Genomic DNA, 15747 nt, shown 5'->3' on the forward strand with positions numbered 1-15747 from the left:
GCCATGGGAATCCGCCTGCCCACCTGGGTCTGGATCGGCGCGGTCGCGTTGTCGTGCGTGGCCGGCATGGTCAATGTGGTCGGCTTCCTGGGTTTTGAGCACCAGGCGGTCAGCCACATGACCGGCAGCACCAGCCAGCTCGGCATGGCGCTGGCGCAGGGGGATTGGCGCGCGGTCGGCCACCTGTGGGGTCTGCTGATCGCGTTCTCCCTGGGCGCGATGGTCAGCGGGCTGCTGATCCAGGACAGCGCACTGCAGCTGGGCCGCCGCTACGGCGTAGCGCTGGCGTTGGAATCACTGTTGCTGCTGGCCGCCATTCCGCTGTTCAAGCAGCATCAGATCTGGGGCGCACTGGCAGCCGCAATGGCGTGCGGACTGCAGAACGCGATGGCCACCACCTTCAGTGGTGCCGTCGTACGCACCACCCATCTCAGCGGCATGTTCACCGACCTCGGCATCGGCCTCGGCCACGTGCTGCGCGGACTGCCGCTGCAGATACGACGCCTGACCCTGAGCGGCCTGATCATCAGCGGCTTCCTCGCGGGCGGCGTCATCGGCGCCTGGCTGTTCGTGCGCTGGCAGTACGACGCCCTGCTCGCCCCTGCCCTGCTGACCGGACTGACCGGCCTGGGCTATGTGTTCTACCAGCAGTGGGCACGCTGGCGGCGGTGAACATGGCGTCATCCACACATGGCGTGGATCTACGTTGTCCCTCCGATCATTTCCGCGATATCCACGCATGGCGTGGATCTACTGACCGTCACCGGGACGCTGTCGAAGGCGGGGCGGTGTCGGATTGCGGGGTGTCCGCGCCATGGATGGCGCGGCCAAGCCTACAGGGACGTACTTGCGGCGTCCCCGCAATCCGACACCGCCACGCCCTCCCACGGAATGCACGCACGCTGTTGCTGTTGCTTGCGCAGTGGCCTCTGCAGGTGCAGGGCGCAGCCCTGCCGAACACCCCCTCAACGCAGGCGGATCAGCAGGCTGCCACCAGCACAGATCGTCGCCAGCCACGCCACGCCCTGCCATCCCCACTGCGCCAACGCCAGGCTGCCCAATGCACCGCCGCCTGCCATGCCGACGAACATACCGGTGAACAGCAACGCGTTGAGGCGACTGCGTGCCGGCGGCACCAGGCCGTAGACCAGGGTCTGGTGCGCGACCAGCGCCGACTGGAAACCGAAATCGAACAGCAACGCGCTGACCACCAGCAACGGCAGCAGCGCAGTGGCCGGCAGCCATGACTCGGCCAGCAACAAGGCAAAGCCTGCCAGCGCGACGGCGATCGCCAACCGCGCTACCGCAGGGCTGCCCAAGCGATCGGCGAAGCGGCCAGCAACGGGCGCAGCCAATGCACCCGCAGCACCGGCAATACCGAACGCACCCGCGGCGGCACTGCCCAGACCCAGGCGTGCGTGCAGCATCAGCGCCAGCGTCGACCAGAACGCACTGAAGCCCACCGCCAGCAGCGACTGGCTGGCCACGGCGCGACGCAACTGCGGCTGCTCGCGCCACAGCGCCAGCAACGAGCCCAACAGCGCGGGGTAGCGCAGCGTGCTGGTCGCGGCGAAGTGCGGCAGTGCCCGTGCCATCACCGCGCCCATCGCCAGCACCGAGAGCGCCGCCAGGCCGAACTGCACGCGCCAGCCCCAGGCTTCGGCCACCACGCCGCTGACCACGCGCGACAGCAGGATGCCCAGCAGCAGGCCGGTCATTACCCTGCCCACCACCTGCCCACGCTGCGCATCCGGCGCCAGCACCGCAGCGGCCGGCACGATGTCCTGCGCCAGCGTGGCCATCAGCCCGACCAGCAGGCTGGCAACAAGCAGCCCAGGCAACTGGCCGGCCAAGGCCGCCGCACCCAGGGCCAACGCCAACAGCACCGACTTCAGCAGGATCAGGTTGCGCCGGTCGAAGCGGTCGCCCAGCGGAGCCAGCAGCAGGATGCCCAGCGCATAACCCAGCTGGGTCAGGGTCGGCACCAGGCCCACGGCGCGCTCGCCCGCGCCCAGATCCTGGGCGATCAGGCCCAGCATCGGCTGGCTGTAGTAGAGCGAGGCCACCGAGAAGCCCGCGCCGGCGGCCATGGCCAGCACCAATGATGGGGCGGGCGCAGCGCTGGGCGCAGTGGTGATGGTTGAGAGCGAGGGAGTGGACATGGGGGCATCCGGGAAAGAAGTGGAGCGTAGCTTGACCATATTCGCGACACGTCTGTAGTAGGCTCACTTACATACTTGTCATACGTAATACGCATGAACGATCTTGCTTTGGGTGGCGACCGCCTGGACCTGCTGCGCACTTTCCTGCGCATCGTGGACAGCGGCAGCCTTTCTGCTGCTGCCCTGCAACTGGGTACCACCCAGCCCACCGTCAGCCGTCGGCTTCAAGCCCTGGAGCGGCAACTGGGCCTGCGCCTGCTGCAACGGTCCACCCACGGCCTGCTGCTGACCGAGGACGGCCAGCGCTGCCAACGCCATGCGCAGCGGGTGGTGGACGAATGGGAAGCGCTGCAGGCCGAGCTGCACGGCCAGGCCCAGATGCTCAGCGGGCGCCTGCGGGTGATGGTGCCGCACGCATTCGGCCAGGCGCAGCTGCTGCCGACCATGCTCGATTTCCTCGCCCAGCATCCACAGTTGAGCCTGGAGTGGATCCTTGAGGACCGCCGTCCGGACTTCATCGCCGAAGGCATCGACTGCGCGGTGCGGGTCGGCACGGTCGATGAACCGCGCATGGTCGCCCTGCCGCTGGCCGAAGTACCGCGCATCGTGGTGGCCGCACCCTCGCTGGCCGACGCGGGTTCGATCACCACGCCCGAACAGGCGCAGGCATTGCCGTGGACCTCGCTGGTCACCTACTACCGCGAACGTCTGTTGCTGCACGACGCGCAAGGCCGCGCACACACGCTGTCGATCACGCCACGCCTGCTCAGCGACAACCTGTTCGTGGTGCAGCAGGCTGCACGTGCTGGCTTGGGCGCGGCGGTGGTTTCGGCTTGGCTGGTGGCCGACGATCTGGCCGAAGGACGGCTGGTGCAGCTGCTGCCGGACTGGCAGGCACCGCCGCTGCCGGTGCACCTGGTGTTCCCTGCGGCGCGACAGCAACCCCTGCGCCTGCGCGCCTTCATCGACGCGATGAAAGCCGCGCTGCCGCAACTGCATGGCATGCGGCCGGCACCGCGCTAGGCGCTGCCGGCCACATCACCGCGGGCGTGGTTCTACTTCGCCGCGGCATTCCAGCCAGCGACCTTGGCCTTGGTGTCGGCCAGCATCCTGTCCAGCGCCGCGCGATCGTACACATCGCCGCGCAGGATCACGCTGTCGATCTTTTCGGTGGCGGCGATGTCCTGCAACGGATTGGCGGTCAGCAGTACCAGATCGGCGGCTTTGCCCGTGGCAACACCGCCATAGCGCTGCATCTGGCCGAACCAGGCCGGGCCGGAGCGGGTCGCGGCCGACAGCGCCTGCGGTGCACTCAGACCTTCCTTCACGAACAGCTGCAGCTCCTGGTGCAGGCCGATACCCGGATAGTTGAACGAGTTGAGGAAGCCCGCATCGGTACCGGCGATGATCGTCACCCCCGCTTCCTGCAGCAGCGGCAGCACTGCGGCCACCTGGTGGTACTGCGCATGGCGCGCTTCGATCTGCGCGGGCGTCGCCTTTGCAGCGCGCCCCACGCGCCAGGTATAGGTCGCACGCAGGCCCGGGCCGATGTAAGCCAGATATGGGTCGTTGGCGTGGTCGTCCTGGTCGAGGAAGTCGAGGATACGGCCGCCGTTGAGCGTGGGCGTCACGAATACGCCGCGCTTGGCGAAATCACGATAGGCATGCAGCGCGGTTTCGCGATCGAAGCTGGCGTCGAGCCGGCGGTTGGCCTCGGCGCGGTCGATGCGCCCGGCGCCGAAATCGGCGGCGATCTGCGCTTCATCCTTGCTGCCAGCCTTGAAGGCATAGTCCAGGTGTTCGATCGAGGCCAGGCCTGCATCCACTGCCTGTTCCACCGTCAACGCCATCGGAATATGGCCTGAGGCCTTGAAACCCGCCTTGCGCGCGGCGCTGGCCGAGTACAGGAACAGCTCCGGGGTCAGCGTGCTGTCGGTGATCTTCACGAAGTCGACCTTGTCGTGCTGCAGGCGCTCGATCGCCTCGTCCGCGTCGGCCTTGCTGCCCACCTCGATCGTGCCTTTCCAGACCGGCTTGATGCCTTCGATCTTCGCACCGGACGTCAGCAGGCGCGGGCCGAACAGCGTGCCGTTGGCGATTTCACCGCGCCACTGCAGTACCTGCTGCGGAAGATCCCCGGAGCAGTCACGGATCGTGGTGATGCCGTGGGCGATGTACAGCGGCAGCAGCGCCTTGTTCTCTTCCACCAGCGCCGGGCCGCCACCGAAGTGCACGTGCATGTCCCACAAGCCCGGAATCAGGTACTTGCCCTTGGCGTCGATCTGGCGGCTGGTACTCCACTGGCTGCGCACCTGCGCATCGGGACCGACCGCGACGATGTCCTCGCCACGGATGACCACGCTCTGCCCGGGCATGCTGCGTGCGTGCTCGACATCGACCACCGTGGCGTTGCGGATCAGCAGATCGGCGCGTTCGGCGGCAGACGCCGACAGCGGCGCAACGGCAAGAAGGATTGCAAGGGACAACGGACGGGAACGGAACATGGAGAGCATCCTGGTGGGCACGGCAGCGTGCGGGTGGAAGGGGCGGTTGTCAGCGCGTCGCGCCGTGCTGGCGCAGCAGGGTTTCGATGTTGGTGTAGCCGCGTTGCCTGGCATGCGCCAGCGGCGTTACGCCGTCGCCATCGGCAAGCTCGGGGTTGGCACCGGCGTCCAGCAGCAGTTGCACGATCTGCACGTGGCGCGGGCCGCCATCGCCAAGCAGGATCGCCTCCAGCAGCGCCGTCCAGTGCAGGCGATTGACATGGTCAACGGCCACGCCGGCGCGCAGCAGCGTACGCACAGTGGTGACATGACCACGTTCGGCAGCAGGAATCAGCGCGGTACCGCCATAACGGTTGGTGCTGTGCAGGTCTGCGCCGTGCGCGAGCGTCAGCGCCAGGATCTCATCCAGCCCGCGCGCGCCAGCGTACAGGTAGGCGCTGTCCTGCATCGCGTCCTTGGCATTGACGTCGGCGCCGGCCTCGATCAGCTCACGCGCCGCGTCCACGTTGTTGCCGTGGGTGGCCAGCAGCAGGGCCGTGCGGCCTTGGCGGTCACGGGCTTCCAGATCGGCACCCGCGTCCAGTGCCTCGCGCACGGCCTCGACATCGCCGCGCCCGGCGGCATCGCGCAGCTGCGCATCGGCGTCGCTTCGGGAAGTCGCCGTGCACGCCGGGATCACCATGGCCAGCAGGAACAGCAACAGCATGCGACCCAATGCCGAACGGCGCTGGCGGGAGCGAGGGTGGTGCATCGTGACTCTCCTCATGCGCGATGGCGCCGGCCATTGCCGGCCCCTGCCCTGCATGGTAGAAGTCGGCACGGGTATCCAGAAGTGAAATGTTCAAATGCAAGACAGTGCCAAATCGAATAGAACAGTGTTCGAACTGGACCTGCTGCGGGCCCTGGTGATGGTCGCCGACTGTGGCAGCTTCACCACCGCGGCCACCCGCCTGCATTCGACCCAGTCCACGGTCAGCCAGAAGGTGAGGCGGCTGGAGGAACTGGCCGGGCATCGCCTGCTCGAGCGCGGCCACCGCGACGTGCACCCCACCGATGCCGGGCACACCCTGCTGGGTTACGCCCGACGGATGCTGGATCTGAACGAGGAGCTGGCACAGGCATTGGCCGGCGCCACCGTGGAGACCGCGGTGCGCATCGGTGTGCCGGAGGACTTCGTCAACGCTCAGACCACGCGCATGCTCGCCGCCTTCAGCCGCCGCCACCCGCAGGTCAAGCTGGAAATCAGCAGCGGCCTCAGCCGTGATCTGGCCCACGGCTTCGACCATGGCGAGCTGGACCTGGTGCTGGTCAAGCAGCGTCGCAACACCCGCCAGGCCGTGCATTGTCGGCGTGAACCCATGCACTGGATCGACAGCCTGCGCAGCAGCAGCCTGCAGCAGGACCCGCTGCCACTGGTCACCTTCCCGCCACGCGGGCTGTACCGCGACGAGATGATCCAGGCCGTCGAAGCGCTGGGCCTGCGCTGGCGCATCGCGTTCACCAGTTCCTCGTTGAGCGGCATCCAGGGTGCGGTGGCGGACGGCATCGGCATCAGCCTGCTGCCACGTCGCGCGGTCAACCGCGAACACCGCATCATCGATGGCGAGCGCGACCTGCCGGTGGTCGACAACTACGAGATCGGCCTGCTGCATCGCGCCGATGCCGATGACGCGGTGCGTGCACTGGCCGCTGAACTCTGGCGGCAGGTGCAACGCGAGCCGGAATAGTCGGCAGGGCTACGCCCTGCACCCATTGGTAGTGCCGGCCGCTGGCCGGCAACCTCAACAGCCGAAGCAACATCAACAGCAACAGCAGGCTTCCTGAGGGATGGCGGGGTGGGTCCGGTGGCAGGGGCCGCTGCAAGTACGTCCATGTAAGCTCGGTCGCCGCATCCATGCGGCTCACGCCCCTGCCACCGGACCCACCCCGCCTTCGATAGATTCCCGCGATCTGTGGGAATGGCATGGCCTACTCTTGGTGGGTGTCGACCTTGGTCGACACGTAGATCCACGCCATGCGTGGATGCTCTTCGACCAGATATCGAAATATTCGATTTCGATGGAGATTCATCCACGCATGGCGTGGATGTGCCAGATGACGGGAAGCTGTCGAAGGTGGGGCGGTGTCGGATTGCGGGGTGTCAGCCGCATGGATGCGGCTGCCAAGCCCCCATGGATGGGTTTACGGCGTCCCCGCAGTCCGACACCGCCCCGCCATCCCACGGAATGCGGCTTTGGCTTTGGCTTTGGCTTTGGCTTTTGATCTGGCCTCTGCGGGTGCAGGGCGCAGCCCTGCCGACCTTTGCCACTTGCGGTGGCAAGCCCTGCCCACTAGCCTTCGGCGGTCGTTCACCACCCAAGGATCGCCCGTGAAACACCGTCATCTCCTGCTGGCCGCGGCAATCGCCGCCGCTACGCTGGCCCTGGCCGCCTGCAAGAAGGAAGCTGCCCCAGGCACCGATACCGCCAGCAGCAGCGCACCGGCCGGCGAAACCGCTGACCAGTTCGTGGCCCGCATCAATGCCGAATTCAAGGCGGCCTACCCGGAGATGACCTCGGCCCAGTGGCTGTCCTCCACCTACATCAACGGTGATTCAGAGCGCATCGCGGCCAAGGCCAACGAGCGTTCCCTGACCCAGCTCAACAGCTGGATCGAGCAGGCCGGCAAGTTCGACGGCAAGCCGATGAGCGAGGACAGCAAGCGCGCGATCCACCTGCTGAAACTGATGTCGTCGATGCCGGCACCGCGCGACCCGGCCAAGCTGGCCGAACTGACCCAGATCGCCACCCGCATGGAAGGCAGCTACGGCGCAGGCAAGTACTGCACCGACGCCAACGATCCGAACTCCTGCCGCCAGCTGGGCGAGCTGGAGCAGGTGCTGGCGCGCAGCCGCGACTATGACCAGCAGCTCGATGCCTGGCAGGGCTGGCACAGCACCACCAAGAGCATGCGCGGTGACTACCAGAAGTTCGTCGGCCTGGTGAATGAAGGTGCCAAGGGCATGGGCTTCACCGATGCCGGGCAGATGTGGCGCAGTGGCTATGACATGCCGCCGGAGCAGATCGGCCCGGAAACCGATCGCCTGTGGGAACAGGTCAAGCCGATGTACGAGCAGCTGCACTGCTATGCGCGCGGCAAGCTGGACAAGACCTATGGCAAGGACAAGGCCGAGGTGGGCAACGGCCTGATCGCCGCGCACCTGATGGGCAACATGTGGCAGCAGGACTGGTCCAACCTGTGGGACCAGCTGGAACCGTACCCGGGCGCCGGCAGCCTGGACATCACCGCGGCGCTGGAAAAGCAGTACCAGACCAACCTGAGCGCGGCGCTGGCCAAGGCCGGCAAGGATGCGAACGTGGCCGCGCAGTACAAGGCACAGCGCGAAGCCGAACTGCGCACGGCCAAGCAGATGACCGAGCGTGCGCAGGACTTCTACGTGTCGCTGGGCATGCCGTCGTTGCCGCAGTCGTACTGGGACAAGACCCAGTTCATCAAGCCCGACGACCGCGACGTGGTCTGCCACGCCAGTGCCTGGGACATGAACATGGAAGGCGACGTGCGCACCAAGATGTGCATCAAGCCCAACGAAGAGAACTTCACCACCATCTACCACGAGCTGGGCCACATCTATTACGACCTGGCCTACAACCCGCTGCCGCCGCTGTTCCAGGGCGGTGCCAACGATGGCTTCCATGAAGCGATCGGCGACACCATCGTGCTGGCGATGACGCCGAAGTACCTCAGTTCGATCGGGCTGGTCGACGCGCCGACCGAGAGCCGCGAAGCGGTCATCAACAACCAGATGCGCATGGCGCTGTCGGGCGTGTCGTTCCTGCCGTTCGGGCTGATGATCGACCGCTGGCGCTGGGGCGTGTTCGATGGTTCGATCACCGCAGACAACTACAACAAGGCCTGGTGGGACCTGAAGGCCAAGTACCAGGGCGTGGCACCGGCCAGCACCCGTGGTGAAGAGTTCTTCGATCCGGGCGCCAAGTACCACGTGCCGGGCAACACCCCGTACACCCGCTACTTCCTGGCGCGCATCCTGCAGTTCCAGTTCTACAAGGGCCTGTGCGATGCCTCCGGCTTCAAGGGCCCGCTGCACGAGTGCACCTTCTACGGCAACAAGGAAGCCGGCCAGAAGTACTGGGCGATGCTGAGCAAGGGCGCCAGCCAGCCGTGGCAGGCCACGCTGAAGGAACTGACCGGCTCGGACAAGCTCGATGCCGGCCCGATGATCGAGTACTTCAGCCCGGTCAACGCCTGGTTGAAGCAGCAGAACGAAGGCCAGATGTGCGGTTGGCAGGCCAACGCGGCACCGGCAGCGGCGGCGAAATGAAAGAAGGGGCGGGTACGCGAGGATCCGCCCCTTTTGATCCGGTAGCGCCGGGCCATGCCCGGCGACTTTTCATCACACCGCTGCGCTCGCCGGGCATGGCCCGGCGCTACCCGCGATGACGATCAGTTGCTCTTCTTCGCCGCCAGCTGCGCGGCCAGGGCGGCCTTGAATTCCTCGAAGGTCTGACCCTTCTCGTTGGCTTCGGCCTGCGCTGCATCGCGCAGCGCATCCGAATAGATCAAGCGCACCGGCGTGCCCTGCCGTTCGTGCAGTTCACCGGCCTGCATGATCAGCGCCAGCACCTGCGCCGCACTTTCGCTCTGGCCGGCAATGCGGCCATCCATGCCCAGCACCCATTCGCCATCGCGACGGACGACGCCGGCCAGCAGCGTGCGCTGGCTGTCGCGCAGTTCGGCGTGCGGCTCGACGGGCGAGGCAGTGGCGGCGGCCTTGTTGGCAGCCTGCTGTTCCTGGCGACGGCGCTGGTCGCGGCGGGATTTGGAAGAGGTCGACATCAGTGGGGCTTGCATTGCGGGGGCGCAAGGATAACCCACGCCCCCTGCATGCTGGTTCACACCGCTACGGCATCCACTCAGTCCAGCACCCGCCCCTGCCGCCAGTAGCCCATGAAAGTGATCGCGCGGCGATCCAGGCCGCAGTCCTTCACCAGATACCGGCGGATCGCCATCACCGCGCCGGCCTCGCCCGCCACCCAGGCATACATCGCGCCGTCCGCACTGGCATCAGCCTGCTCCCACAGGATCTGCGCGTCGACGTCGATCTCGTCCAGTTCTGCGCCCTCGGCCACGGCCGAGGCCGCCGCCAGCCGCGCCTGCACGGCCTGCAGCAACCGCTGCCCATGAACCTCCTGCCCGCGCGGCAACCACACCAGTTCGGCCGTGGCCGGTGCCTTCAATGGCACCGCATCGCCCGCCTGGGCGATCTCCAGCAGGGCCAGCGTGCGCGGCGGATCGGCCAGCCCGGCCAGTTCCTCGAGGATGCCGGCCACTGCCGGCAATGCCGTCTCATCGGCCACCAGCAACACCTGGCCAACCCCGGCTGGCGGCTTCCATTCCCAGCCTTCGCTGCTGTCCGCGCAGTCGGCGTCAGGGGCCAGCAGCACCACCCGGTCGCCCGGCCGTGCGTGCGTGGCCCAGCGCGAGGCCGGTCCGGTCTCGCCATGCAGCACGAAGTCGACGTCGACCTCGCACTCCTCGGCGCGCAGTTGGCGGATGGTAAAGGTGCGCATCGGCGGCCGCGCGTCATCGGGCAGTGCCCGGTAACGGGCGTACCAGTCTTCGCCGCTGGGCACGTCCGGCGCATCCTGGCCGGGCAAGGGGAAGAACACCTTGATGCGTTGGTCCGGGCCTTCGGTCTTCATGCGCGCTACGTCGGCGCCGGTGAACACCATGCGGTCCAGGGAAGGAGAAAGAACGCGGCGCTCCTTCAGCGCCACCTCGAACAGGCGGTAGGTCTGCTGCGCAGCCATGCGGGTACCTCATACGACGACATCGGAATGGCTGGCTGTCGTGCATCCACGAACCGGCTCGCTGGAAACCCCAGCCTAATCCCTGCTCCCGGCGCCGCAACGGGCCCGCGCGTGATGGCGCACCCTACCCCTGCGCGACGCTCAAAGCGCCGTGCCGGCTGCCTCTGCTGCGCGCTCGCGCTGGTGCTCCCAGTACCAGAACACGAAGCCGGCCGCGAAGAAGGCCGCCTGTCCCATTGCCAGATGCAGCGGGCTGTCGTGCAGCAGTGGCGATACCACGCCGGCCACCACGGTGCTGATCATCAGCTGCACGAAGGCCTGCAGCGACGAGGCCAGGCCGCGCTGCTGCGGATACATGTCCAGCACTGCCAGCGCCAGGATCGGGAAGATCAGCGCCATGCCCATGCCGCCGAGGAAGATCGGCATCACCGCCCACGGCAGCGCGAACTGCGGCGCCAGGCTGACGTAGCCGATGTTCAACACGGCAGAGACCGCGCACAAGGTAAAGCCCAGGGCCACCTGCCGCGTCGGTGTGCTGTGCCCGGCCATGCGCCCGGACAGGAACGAACCGGTGGTCATGCCGCCGATGGTGGGAATGAACAGCCAGGCAAAGCCGCCTTCACCCAGATGCAGGTGCTGCATCACGATGGCCGGCGCCGAGGAGATGTACAGGAAGATGCCGCCAAACCCGATGCTGCCAGCCAGTGCCAGGCGCAGGAAACGCGGGTTGAAGCCGATGCGTACGTAATCGCGCATCAACGTGCGTGGCGACAGTGCGACCCGTGCCTCCGCCGGATGGGTTTCCGGCAGGAAGCGCGCGGTGGCCGCCAGCAGCACCAGCGCGAATACCACCAGGAACCAGAAGATCAGCGGCCAGCCGGCACCGCTGAGCAGGATCCAGCCGCCGATGATCGGCGCGATGGCCGGGGCGATACCGAACAGCATCGACACCTGGCTCATCAGCCGCTGCGCGTCGTGGCCGTGGTACAGATCGCGGATCACCGCGCGGCCGACGATCATGCCGACACCGGCAGACAGGCCCTGCAGTGCGCGGAACGCCAGCAGCGTGGTCAGGTCGGTGGACAACGCACAGCCAACCGAGGCACCGACGAAGATCACCAGGCCGCCGAGGATCACCCGCTTGCGTCCCCACGCATCGGACAGCGGGCCGTGGGCCAGGCTCATCAGGCCGTAGAACAGCAGGTAGACGCTGATGGTCTGCTGCACCGCCACCTCGTCCACCGCCAGGCGCTGGGCCAGCTGCGGAAACGCAGGAAAGATGGTGTCGATCGAGAACGGACCGAACATGGCCAGGCCAGCGAGCAACAGGGCCATGCGGCGGGTGGAAGGAGCAACAGCGGCGGTCATCGGGCAAGCGTCCGGCAGGGCCATGCGTGACACGCACGGCGGGCGCCGATCCCCTGCAGCAGGGACGGCGCCAGATGAATACGAGAATCCGACCATCATAGGTGGGGAATGCGTGCGACGCCATGCACGGGTGCACAGAACGCACGCCCGGGCCATCGGCCATTCAGGCCTGTGAGGCCGCTCCGGGCCACCGTCGGGCACCGGCAAGAGGCTATAATCGGCGGGCAACACGGTGGGAGAAGCAGGTCACCGCTGCCGAAGGCGCAACGCCCGTAATCGCTCAGGCCCGATACCACCCGTAACAGAACTCTGGAGAGACCGGTTCGATCCGGCGCCGAAGGGGCACGAAGCTGCGGTTTTCCGCGCTTTTAAACTCTCAGGCAAAAGGACAGAGGGGCGCCCGCAGACCGCCGACCGGCGGCTTGTGCCCGTGCGTGTGCCCTTTCCTGACGGATCCTTCGCCATGTCCCAGAACACCCCTTCCCTGCGTGAGCTCGAGCACCATTCGGCGTTCGTCGAGCGCCACATCGGCCCCAACGATGCCGAGATCGCGCAGATGCTCGGCGTCATCGGCCACGCATCGCTGGATGCGATGACCGATGCCATCGTCCCGGCCAAGATCAAGTCGCCGGCACCGCTGGCGCTGCCGGAGTCGATCACCGAAGTGCAGGCGCTGGCGAAGATCCGCGCGATCGCCGACAAGAACACCGTGCTGCGCAGCTTCATCGGCCAGGGCTATTACGGTACCCACACGCCGAACGTGATCCTGCGCAACATCCTGGAAAACCCGGCCTGGTACACCGCCTACACCCCGTACCAGGCGGAAATCTCGCAGGGCCGCATGGAAGCGCTGATCAACTTCCAGACCCTGTGCGCCGACCTGACCGGCATGGAAATCGCCAACGCCTCGCTGCTGGACGAAGCCACGGCCGCCGCCGAAGCGATGACCCTGGCCAAGCGCTCGGCCAAGTCGAAGTCGGACACCTTCTTCGTGCACGACGCCGTGCACCCGCAGACGCTGGAACTGCTGCGCACCCGCGCCGAGCCGATGGGCATCGTGCTGCGCGTGGGCACTCCGGCCGAAGCGCTGGAAGCAGAAGCCTTCGGCCTGCTGCTGCAGTACCCGGATACCTTCGGCCAGGTCGGCGACTACAAGGCGCTGGTCGATGCCGTGCACGCGCGCGGCGGCCTGGTGGCCGTGGCTACCGACCTGCTGGCACTGACCCTGCTGACCGCCCCGGGCGAATGGGGTGCGGACATCGTGGTCGGCAACAGCCAGCGTTTCGGCGTGCCGTTCGGTTTCGGTGGCCCGCATGCTGCGTTCATGGCCTGCCGTGACGCGTACAAGCGTTCGATGCCGGGCCGCCTGATCGGCGTCTCGATCGACGCGCAGGGCAACCCGGCCTACCGCCTGACCCTGCAGACCCGCGAGCAGCACATCCGCCGCGAGAAGGCCACCTCCAACATCTGTACCGCACAGGTGCTGCTGGCAGTGATGGCCTCGATGTACGCCGTCTACCACGGTCCGGAAGGCCTGACCCGCATCGCCCGCCGCACCCATCGCCTGGCCGCGATCCTGGCCAGCGCGCTGCGCACCGCCGGTGTGCAGGTCGGTGCCGACTTCTTCGACACGCTGCACGTCACCGGTGTCGACGCCGACGCGATCCATGCCAAGGCCCGTGCTGCCGGCTACAACCTGCGTGCGATCGACAGCAGCTCGGTAGGCATCAGCCTGGACGAGACCACCACCCGCGCCGACATCGTCGCCGTGGGCGCGCTGTTCGGTGCCAACGTTGATGTGGACGCGCTGGATGCCAGCACCGCCGACGCGCTGCCGGCCGGCCTGCTGCGCCAGTCCGCGTTCCTGACCCACCCGGTGTTCAACACCCACCACAGCGAGCACGAACTGCTGCGCTACCTGCGTTCGCTGGCCGACAAGGACCTGGCGATGGACCGCACGATGATCCCGCTGGGCTCGTGCACCATGAAGCTCAACGCCACCGCCGAAATGATCCCGGTGACCTGGCCGGAGTTCTCGCAGATCCACCCGCTGGTGCCGGCCGAGCAGGCGCTGGGCTACAAGGAACTGATCGATTCGCTGGAAGCGATGCTGGTCGAGTGCACCGGCTACGACGCGGTCAGCCTGCAGCCGAACTCCGGTGCGCAGGGCGAGTACGCCGGCCTGCTGGCGATCCGCGCCTACCACCGCTCGCGTGGCGAAGATCACCGTGACATCTGCCTGATTCCGGATTCGGCGCACGGCACCAACCCGGCCTCGGCACAGATGTGCGGCATGAAGGTCGTGGTCACCAAGACCGATGCCAACGGCAACGTCGACGTCGAGGACATCCGCCTCAACGCCGAGAAGTACAGCGACCGCCTGGCTGCGATCATGATGACCTACCCGTCCACGCACGGCGTGTTCGAGGAAGAGGTGGTGGAGATCTGCGAGATCATCCACAAGCACGGCGGCCAGGTGTACACCGACGGTGCCAACATGAACGCCCTGGTCGGCGTGGCCAAGCCGGGCAAGTGGGGTTCGGACGTTTCGCACCTGAACCTGCACAAGACCTTCTGCATCCCGCACGGCGGCGGCGGCCCGGGCGTTGGCCCGTGTGCGGTCAAGTCGCACCTTGCCCCGTTCCTGCCGGGCAAGCTGGGTGACAACGGCCCGGTCGGCATGGTCAGCGCCGCCAGCTTCGGCAGCGCCTCGATCCTGCCGATCAGCTGGATGTACATCGCGATGATGGGCACCGAAGGCCTGCGCAAGGCCACCCAGGTCGCCCAGCTCAACGCCAACTACATCGCCAAGCGCCTGGCCCCGCACTTCAAGACCCTGTACACCGGTCGCAACGGCCTGGTCGCGCACGAGTGCATCCTGGACGTGCGTCCGCTGGAGAAGACCAGCGGCATCGGTGCTGAAGATGTGGCCAAGCGCCTGATCGACTTCGGCTTCCATGCCCCGACCCTGAGCTTCCCGGTGGCCGGCACGCTGATGGTCGAGCCGACCGAAAGCGAATCGCTGCACGAGCTGGACCGCTTCATCGACGCGATGATCCAGATCCGCGAAGAGATCACCGCGATCGAAGACGGCCGCCTGGACCGCGAGGACAACCCGCTGAAGAACGCGCCGCACACCGCCACGGCGGTGACCGCCAGCGAATGGACCCACGCCTACCCGCGCGAGCTGGCCGCCTTCCCGCTGCCGAGCCTGAAGCTGCAGAAGTACTGGCCGCCGGTGGCACGCGTCGACAACGTGTACGGCGACAAGAACGTGATGTGCGCCTGCATCCCGGTAGATGCCTACAAGGACGATGAAGTCGAGGCGTAAGCCTTCGCGGTATCGGTAGAAGAACGGCCCGCGCAAGCGGGCCGTTTTCCTTTCCAGTAGATCCACGCCATGCGTGGATGCTCTGCCATCACGGATCCGGCACCTGCCCCAGGCTCAACTGCCACGACACGCCGAAGCGGTCCTGCACCCAGCCATAGCGGCTGCTGAACTCGTAGTCGCCCACCGGCATCAGCCAGTGCCCGCCGTCGCCCAGCACGCGAGCTGCACGCTCGAACGATTCGGCACCCGCACATTCCACGAACAGCGACATCGAGGGCGTGAACGTGAAGTCGTGCACATCCAGGCTGTCGAAGCACAGGTAGTGGGTGCCGCCGAGCAGGAAAATGGCCTGGCGGACCTGGCCGGGCACGCCCGCGCCCGCCGCGTCAGGGTGGCGCTGCAGGGCCAGCAGGCGGAATTCGGCGAAGGCTTCGGCGTACAGGGCCAGCGCGGCTTCGGCTTGGCCGGTGAACATCAGGAAGGGACGGCTGCGCAGCATGCGGTGCTCCCGTTCGTCGGGCCGGTGTGGCCCACGCGATCAGCATCGCACGCGG

The 15747-nt window shown here is 67.0% G+C and carries 12 protein-coding genes and 1 riboswitch; of the genes, 5 read left to right on the forward strand and 7 right to left on the reverse strand.

The features are described from left to right. Positions 1 to 3: 3 nt before the first annotated feature. Positions 4 to 672, forward strand: coding sequence for a YoaK family protein (locus tag H3005_RS10465; protein WP_191078123.1), 669 nt, complete (start codon positions 4 to 6; stop codon positions 670 to 672). 293 nt (positions 673 to 965) lie between these two features. Here H3005_RS10465 and H3005_RS10470 read toward each other — a convergent pair whose 3' ends face one another. Continuing rightward, positions 966 to 2162: an MFS transporter gene (locus H3005_RS10470; RefSeq protein WP_191078124.1), complete on the reverse strand. Its 1197-nt coding sequence runs from the start codon at positions 2160 to 2162 to the stop codon at positions 966 to 968. A gap of 93 nt (positions 2163 to 2255) precedes the next feature. Here H3005_RS10470 and H3005_RS10475 point away from each other — a divergent pair, with 93 nt between their 5' ends. Beyond that, positions 2256 to 3185: a LysR family transcriptional regulator gene (locus tag H3005_RS10475; RefSeq protein ID WP_191078125.1), complete on the forward strand. Its 930-nt coding sequence runs from the start codon at positions 2256 to 2258 to the stop codon at positions 3183 to 3185. 32 nt (positions 3186 to 3217) lie between these two features. Here the strand turns inward: H3005_RS10475 and H3005_RS10480 are convergent, their stop codons facing one another. Both H3005_RS10480 and H3005_RS10485 read right to left on the reverse strand, forming a co-directional pair. Beyond that, positions 3218 to 4666 (reverse strand): amidohydrolase family protein, encoded by a 1449-nt coding sequence (locus H3005_RS10480; RefSeq protein WP_191078126.1) that lies wholly within the window; start codon positions 4664 to 4666, stop codon positions 3218 to 3220. A 49-nt stretch (positions 4667 to 4715) separates the two neighbouring features. Next, positions 4716 to 5417, reverse strand: a complete 702-nt coding sequence (locus H3005_RS10485; RefSeq protein WP_191078127.1) for an ankyrin repeat domain-containing protein — start codon at positions 5415 to 5417, stop codon at positions 4716 to 4718. A 94-nt stretch (positions 5418 to 5511) separates the two neighbouring features. On the opposite strand from H3005_RS10485, the gene H3005_RS10490 reads away from it, so the two are divergent. Continuing rightward, positions 5512 to 6393 carry a LysR substrate-binding domain-containing protein gene (locus tag H3005_RS10490; protein WP_191078128.1) on the forward strand — a complete coding sequence of 294 codons (882 nt, stop codon included), beginning with the start codon at positions 5512 to 5514 and terminating at the stop codon, positions 6391 to 6393. 641 nt (positions 6394 to 7034) lie between these two features. Continuing rightward, positions 7035 to 9005 (forward strand): M2 family metallopeptidase, encoded by a 1971-nt coding sequence (locus tag H3005_RS10495; protein ID WP_191078129.1) that lies wholly within the window; start codon positions 7035 to 7037, stop codon positions 9003 to 9005. A 122-nt stretch (positions 9006 to 9127) separates the two neighbouring features. On the opposite strand, the gene H3005_RS10500 is transcribed toward H3005_RS10495, so the two are convergent. The 3 genes from H3005_RS10500 to H3005_RS10510 form a co-directional block, all read right to left on the reverse strand. Beyond that, positions 9128 to 9520 carry a hypothetical protein gene (locus H3005_RS10500; RefSeq protein ID WP_100553216.1) on the reverse strand — a complete coding sequence of 131 codons (393 nt, stop codon included), beginning with the start codon at positions 9518 to 9520 and terminating at the stop codon, positions 9128 to 9130. A gap of 77 nt (positions 9521 to 9597) precedes the next feature. After that, positions 9598 to 10494, reverse strand: coding sequence for a siderophore-interacting protein (locus H3005_RS10505; RefSeq protein ID WP_191078130.1), 897 nt, complete (start codon positions 10492 to 10494; stop codon positions 9598 to 9600). A gap of 141 nt (positions 10495 to 10635) precedes the next feature. After that, entirely contained in the window at positions 10636 to 11862 is a 1227-nt protein-coding gene (locus tag H3005_RS10510) for a multidrug effflux MFS transporter (RefSeq protein WP_191078131.1), read from the reverse strand. A gap of 299 nt (positions 11863 to 12161) precedes the next feature. Next, positions 12162 to 12264: riboswitch (glycine riboswitch) on the forward strand. A gap of 61 nt (positions 12265 to 12325) precedes the next feature. Here H3005_RS10510 and gcvP point away from each other — a divergent pair. After that, positions 12326 to 15193, forward strand: a complete 2868-nt coding sequence (gene gcvP / locus H3005_RS10515) for an aminomethyl-transferring glycine dehydrogenase (RefSeq protein WP_100553219.1) — start codon at positions 12326 to 12328, stop codon at positions 15191 to 15193. An 88-nt stretch (positions 15194 to 15281) separates the two neighbouring features. Here gcvP and H3005_RS10520 read toward each other — a convergent pair whose 3' ends face one another. Beyond that, positions 15282 to 15692, reverse strand: a complete 411-nt coding sequence (locus H3005_RS10520) for a VOC family protein (protein ID WP_100553220.1) — start codon at positions 15690 to 15692, stop codon at positions 15282 to 15284. Positions 15693 to 15747: the final 55 nt, after the last annotated feature.

It is taken from the genome of Stenotrophomonas sp. Br8, from assembly GCF_014763005.1.
GTDB classification, from domain to species: Bacteria; Pseudomonadota; Gammaproteobacteria; order Xanthomonadales; family Xanthomonadaceae; genus Stenotrophomonas; species Stenotrophomonas lactitubi.